Genomic DNA, 6,488 nt, shown 5'->3' on the forward strand with positions numbered 1-6,488 from the left:
GGTTGGTAACTACAAACCCCCACAGTGGACTTTCACCACCTAGTTAATCGCCATGGATGCCACACTAAAAAGGGCGCGATTCCCGCGCCCCTTGCATTCTCTTTCTAAAACTTGATCACTCCGGTAGTATGCAGCAGCACGAGTACGACGAGTACCGGTGCGATATACCGAACCATAAACAGCCATAACCGGAACCAACCGGACTTGAGCCCCGCGGCTTCCGCAGCCTTTTTCCAAAAGTACCCTACAAAGAGGGTCGTAATCAAGCCGCCGATTGGCAGCAAAATGTTCGAGGTAATGAAATCAAGCCAGTCGAAGAAGTTCTTCCCGCCCATGTCTGACAAAGCCGGTACGAGCCCAAAGGACAAGACGGAAGGCAGCCCGATCAACAGAACCAACACACTGATGATCGTTACGGATTTTCCGCGGCCCCATCCCCAACGGTCCATCACGTAAGTCACCGGCACTTCCAGCAAGGATACCGAGGAAGTCAAGGCTGCAATCGCCAGCAGGACGAAGAACAACCCGCCGAAGAAGGCGCCAAACGGCATCGCCGAGAATGCAGCCGGCAGCGCGATGAAGACCAAAGACGGCCCGGCATTCGACTCTAAGCCAAAAGATGCGGTTGTTGGGAAGATGATCAAGCCTGCAATAAACGCATAGATCAAGTCCCCAGCCCCGATCGCCAGCGTAGCCGTGCCCAGGGATTGGCGCTTGTCCACGTAGGCCCCGTAAGTGAGCAAAATCCCCATCCCCAGCGATAACGAGAAGAAGGCATGTCCCAGCGCAACCAAAGCCGCCTCCGGACTCAGCTTCGAGAAATCCGGTTGAAGGAAGAAGGAAACGCCCTCCCCGGCTCCCGGCAAGGTTAATGCTCGAATCATCAAAATGATCAGAAGGACGACGAGCCCCGGGATCAGCACCTTGTTGAATTTTTCAATCCCGCCGGAGATCCCTTTCCCTACCACGATGGCGGTAATCAGCACAGCCGCCACCTGCCATACGAGCGGCATGAAGCCTTGGATGAACGAACCAAATTTCCCGCTATAGTCCGAATCGACATACAAACTTCCGCTGAAGGATTGAACCGCATAATGGAGCGTCCAGCCCGCAACGATGACATAGAAGCTCAAAATAAGAAATGGAGCGATAACTTGCAGCAGCCCAAGACGGCCAAACACTTTAGGACCGCCGGCTTTTACAAAGGACGTGGATGCACTTCCGCGCCCTGAGCGCCCAATGGCCAGCTCCGCTAACAACAGAGGCAAGCCGATCAGGATCAAACAGATAATGAAGATCAGGAAGAAGGCAGCTCCCCCGTTTTGGCCTGTAATGTAAGGGAACTTCCACATGTTGCCGAGACCAACGGAACTGCCGATCGCGGCCAAAATAAATCCGGCAGAAGAGAATCGCTCATTCCGCCCCTCGCCGAGCTGAGTTTGCTTAGTATTCATAACAACCCCCAAATATTTTTATATTTCTCTATTATAATGAAAAAGGCTGGAGGTATGGATATGAAATTTTTCCTTTATTTCATAACTTTCTCTCGATATTGTCCCGGCGTAATCTGTTCAAACCTCTTAAACAGCCGAATAAAATAGGACGGTTGTAACCCCACCTGCTCCGCAATTTCATTCACTTTCATATCGGAGTCACTGAGCAGCTCCTTCGCCTTCTCAATCCGGAGAGCCGTTACATAATCGATGAAATTCATGCCGGTTACCTGTTTGAACAAGCGGCTCAGCGTATAAGGCGTTGTATTAAAATGATGCGCGCACGCTTCGAGCGAAATCCCTGCGGCGAACTGATCCTTGAGCATCGCTGTCACCTGTTCGATGAGCGGCTTCGCCCGGGCCGTCTGATCCTCGCTTAACTTCTGGGCATACGGAAGGATAATTTTTTGCTGAAAAAAACGGACGATCTGCTCCGGCTCCCGAATCTGACTCAATTGCTCAAAGAGATTATCTCCTTCGTACAACTGATGAGGTTGGTAGCCGGTCTCCAATAACGTATGCATGATGCTTCCCAGCACCTGCATGACGCCTTCCTTCAATAGCTTCTCGTTGCCCGAATGCACGACCAGCTCAGAGATAATGGCCTCGATCCGCTGCATCGCTTGCTCGCATTGCCCCATCCGCAACGCTTGAAGCAGCTCCTTCTCCAAAGCGAAGGGATAATGAACCTCTTGCGGCGTATAGGGCAGAATCTCCTCCAGATCAAGTACCTGGCATTGTTCCTTCAGATCCCGATATAGAATCGCGTTCTGAAGAAACGGCAGCATATCCGGAATATCCTTGATCTCGGTGGTTAGCCGCCCAATGCAGATCGTCGTTTGCATCTTCAGCAGCGAACTTATCGTGCGGACTAAATCCTCAGCCAGGCTGAACAGTTCTTCTTTGACATGCATTTTTCTGGTTTCGGACGGATATGAAAGCAGGATTCCCACGGTGAGGTCATGGAAATTGATGATTTCCGCTTGAATCCCCCGGATTCGTACCATTTCTTGCGCGATATTGGCTGCGGCAAAGGAGATCAGGTATTCATCGTTCTCCATAAATCGGTTATCCGCCTTGGACATCCCGGTAACCCGCGCCAGCATAAGTCCAAACCACTGCGATTCCGAGGACCAGCCAAAGGTCTGTAACCTTGCGCGGATCTCCGGCTCCTTCAGCGAGTACACATGCCCTTGCACCAACTGCATCATAAAGGCGGCCCGCAGCGAAGGATACGCTTGCTTCAGCTTCGTCTCCAAGGCTTTGCGTTCTTCGCTCAAATGGGTCCACTGATTGGCGATATAGTCCAATTCATCCCCTACTTCCGGCCCGGGGTCCGGCTTCTGCATTTTGACCAAACGAACCAACCGGCGGATCGGACGGTAGAGCCGATGCGAAGCCATCCAGGAGAGCAGGCAAGCCACGATCAGCCCGACGGCTCCCATCCCCAATATAATTCGGGAGATAATCACGATCGGCGCGGTGAGTTGCGACAGTTGCATCGTGGTGACGTATCTCCAAGGTTCGCCTAAGCGGGAATACTCCCCGTACGAAATTAAATAGGATTTATCCTTCCATTGAAAAAGATAAGAGCCGGTCTCCTCCTTCCGCTGCATGACGCTCTCCTGCACGGCAAGCTCCAACTCCGCATTTTTCCGGTTCAGGGACGACGGGGAGACCAGCAGCGAGCCATCCTTGCCCATCAAAAAGGAAGCGCCTTCATTATCAACCGACATGCCTTCTACCATTTGCACCAGCTTCGACTGATCCAAATAGAAGATCAACGCCCCGTAAGGCATGGCCCAGAAATAATTTTTATTGGTCAGAAAATCGATCTTCTCAAAGCCTAAACTCACCAACATCTGATTCACCGCTCCGTCTCCCGTTGAGAACAAGATGAAGGTAATCCCTACAATAATGACCCAGGATAAGAAATGCGGCAGATACACGATGGATTGCACAATTTTCTTGTATGCCTGTTGCCTCACTTCATTAAGCATTAAGGAGAGCAGGATGGGCAGCGGAAAAAAGAAGATCAGCGACAACGTATTAATCGCGAGCGTATTTCGAAACAACATAAAGAAATCAGGATTGGAGAAAAAGCGCCGGAAATGCTCCAGTCCCACCCAAGGACTGGCCAGCACTCCCTGATAAGGCGAATAGTTCTGAAATGAGATGATGATTCCCCACATCGGAACGTATTTGAAGATCAGAAAATACAGCAGGCCCGGTAAGGCTAATACATACAGGAAATTATCCCGCATCAGGATTTTTCCCATTTGTCGCAGCCGATGACTGCGGGCCCTGGTTACAGACGTTGTCTGTTTTGTAATCGGTTCCAAGGAGGAAGCCATGTTTCCCTCTCCTTTCCCTTTGAAGTTCGATGTAATCACTCTAAGATGCCCGTGGATTTCCAGCAATCGCTTATTTTTGCAGGCAGGCAGAATAAAGGAAATTCGGGAGGGGCCGCACATTTCCTGGAATTGATTTTTCTTGCAAGGCGGTTGATCAAAAAAAAGACGCTGAACTGATCAGCGTCAAGTAGTTATTTATTTCAAGTTATGTTTACTTCCTAGCGTATATTTGCATCGCTTAGCTAGGATGCATCCTCCGCCCGTTCCAATAAGCCCATTTGGAGACAGGTGGTCGTTGATAAAGCTTTTTCCCCCTCCTCAAATCGGATATGAACTCGTTCCCCATTCACTTGCAGAATTGTTCCCTTTCCGAAAGCCCGGTGGACGATTGATTCTCCCTCCCTCAGCTCAGCCAACGTTCGGATGGCATTGGGATTGTCCTGTGCTGAAGCAGGGATGGAAGGCGAAGCCGCAGACGAAGCCGCGGCCGCTTGAGGTGGAAGTTGGATGTACCTCACGTAGGCCACGAACCTCGACTCCGTCACCTCTGCCCCATCCCGTTTCTTGTAAGTCAGAAGCTCCAGATGTTTCTTCGCCCGGGTCATCCCCACATAAAATAGCCGGGTCGCCTCCTCCATCATGTCCGTGTTCTCCTTATCCGCCTTAGACGGAATGATCCCTTCCACTAGGTCGATCATATACACGCGCTCGAACTCTAAGCCCTTGGAGCTGTGCATCGTCGAGAACGTGACCGCATTTTGCCCTCGCTTGGTTCTCGCCGTTCGCAAGATCGACTCCAAGTATTTCAATCTGGCGGCGAATTCCTCCATGGTCGCCAATTCCGCCGCGATTTCCTCCAGCGTGTTCAAGATCCCCAAGAGATATTCCATACGGAACCCCTTCCACTCGCAAATCTTCTCAAGGGCTTTCTCATAGCCCAAGCGATCGCGGATCACGTGAATGGCATGCAGCGGCGGCATCCCCTTCATTTCCTGAAACGTTTCCTTGCACATCTGCAGCTGCTTCACTTGATAATCCTTCAACGGCACCCGATTCAGCAGATTATCAAAGACCGATTCGTCATTCTGGATCTTGAGCAGCGCCGCCATCTGCTCCTTGCTGATATAACCATTAAATTTCAGATGGATTTTCTCCAGAATATCGGGACGTTTATCCGTGAACGTCATCCGCATGAAATTCAGGATATCCTCGACAACCCAATGGGAAAAGAACCGGTTATCCGCATCCTTCATATAAAAAGGAATGCCCGCACGATCAAATTCGTTCATTAAAGCGATGGATGAGGAATTATTCCGATAAAGGATCGCCACCTCGGCAAGGTTCTCGATCTGCTGAATCTCTTTCGCCAGATATTTGGCCTGATCGCCGTAATCGTCCAAGCAGCGAATCTCAATTGGCTTATGCGGGGGATTCTCGGTGAACATGTTTTTCGGGTATCGATCTTGGTTGCGCTGGATCAACGTGTTGGCAACGTTCACGATATCCGGTGTGGATCGGTAATTTTGCTCCATAAACAAGATCAACGCCTCCGGATAGACCTGCTTGAAGTTCAGTAAATATGCAGGATCGGCCCCTCGCCAGCTATACAAGCTTTGATCATCGTCGGCAACGACGCATAGGTTACGATGCTGTTGCACCAGCTTCTCGATAATCGCATGCTGCACCCTGGACGTATCCTGGCTCTCATCTGTGAGGACATAATCATAACGCCCCTGATACCTGCGAAGCACCCCTTCATTCTCCGCCAGGATGCGTTCGCAAACCACCAGCATGTCGTCATAATCAAGCAGCAGCGACCGGGTGCCAGACTGCTTAAAGAGCTCGTACTCCCGCAAGATCCGTTCGGCATGGGGCACCTCCACTTTAACCGCGGACCATTGCTCGGAGGGGATCATTTTATTTTTGATATAGCTAATATAGGTCGTCAGCTCGTCCAGCTGGTCATCTGTGATATTCTCTCCGGTGATCGCTTTATAGAGATTCCGCAATATGATCTTCTTGTGTAGCGGGAGTTGCTCCGAACCGCTGGTTTCTTGCTGGGCCGCGTCGATATCGCCTTCGATGATCTGGAACGGCGTCTGGGTCGCACGAAAATGCTCCCGCACCACCTCGAAGGCCAAGCTATGAATCGTGGAGAAATCAACCGGTGTCAGCTCTGGGAAGAAGGTGTTAAACCGCTCCTTCATATCGTGCGCTGAAGCGCGGCTAAACGTCACCGCCTTAATCCTTCTGGGGAGAACGCCTTTTTCTTCGATCAGATACCCAATTCGCATAATGATCGTTGTGGTCTTCCCCGATCCTGGTGAAGCTAACAATAGCAAGGGTCCCTCTGTTTGAAGGACCGCTTGCTTCTGGATTTCATTTAATTCAACACCTAATTCTTCTTTCTTGCGAAGGAAGAAGGAACTTGTTTTATTCATGATGACTGCCCTTTCGAATGTTCCGATTGCATTACCTACTATAACGCAATTTTGCTAGAATGGCACCACCTAGTCATCCAGTCATCAAATCATGGTACAATGGGAACCGGTGAGCCCCATGCCGACAGCGTTACAGGGGGCCAATTAAGAAAAACGCCTGGCGGCGTCCTTTTAAGTTCGTTCAACTGAGTTCATACGTG

Annotated in this window: 3 protein-coding genes; all 3 read right to left on the bottom strand. The window is 50.6% G+C overall.

All coding sequences use genetic code 11. The features are described 5' to 3' along the window. Positions 1-104 precede the first annotated feature (104 nt). The 3 genes from RW092_RS11690 to RW092_RS11705 all read right to left on the bottom strand — a co-directional run bounded on the left by RW092_RS11690 (position 105) and on the right by RW092_RS11705 (position 6,288). On the bottom strand, positions 105-1,454 hold the full coding sequence (locus RW092_RS11690; RefSeq protein ID WP_316010271.1) for a sodium-dependent transporter: 1,350 nt from the start codon (positions 1,452-1,454) through the stop codon (positions 105-107). Positions 1,455-1,528: 74 nt separating this feature from the next. Then, the gene (locus tag RW092_RS11695) at positions 1,529-3,847 is read right to left on the bottom strand and encodes a helix-turn-helix domain-containing protein (protein WP_410055533.1); all 2,319 of its coding nucleotides are present in this window, start codon (positions 3,845-3,847) and stop codon (positions 1,529-1,531) included. A 242-nt stretch (positions 3,848-4,089) separates the two neighbouring features. Further along, a complete protein-coding gene (locus RW092_RS11705) occupies positions 4,090-6,288 on the bottom strand; it encodes an ATP-dependent helicase (protein ID WP_316010272.1) in 2,199 nt (732 codons plus the stop codon). Positions 6,289-6,488 lie beyond the last annotated feature (200 nt).

It is taken from the genome of Paenibacillus sp. 3LSP, from assembly GCF_032465655.1.
Lineage (GTDB): Bacteria > Bacillota > Bacilli > Paenibacillales > Paenibacillaceae > Fontibacillus > Fontibacillus barengoltzii.